We start from the raw sequence: 289 nt of genomic DNA on the forward strand, positions 1-289 counted from the left end.
CGACTATGCGGCCGTGCGGCCCGACCTGATGGTCAATACGAGCTGCGAACACATAGCCGATCTGCGCGCCTGGCTTGCTCTGCTTCCGCGGGGCACGAATGTACTGCTGCAATCGAACGATTATTTCAGCGAGCCGACCCACATCAACTGCGTGGCTTCACTTGCAGCCTTCGAAGCAATGGCGGCGCTACGGGAGGTGCGGTTCTCCGGCGAACTGCCGACAAAAAATTATACCCGCTTCATGCTGATTGGAACTGTTTGATGCATTTCGCCCAACAGTGCGTAGTGC

1 pseudogene is annotated in these 289 nt (G+C 57.1%); it reads left to right on the forward strand.

Features of this window, described 5'->3' with window-relative positions:
* Positions 1-262, forward strand: a pseudogene (locus E5X34_RS32745) (class I SAM-dependent methyltransferase); the annotation flags it as partial.
* Positions 263-289 lie beyond the last annotated feature (27 nt).

It is taken from the genome of Mesorhizobium sp. (assembly GCF_004963255.1).
Classification (GTDB): Bacteria; Pseudomonadota; Alphaproteobacteria; order Rhizobiales; family Rhizobiaceae; genus Mesorhizobium.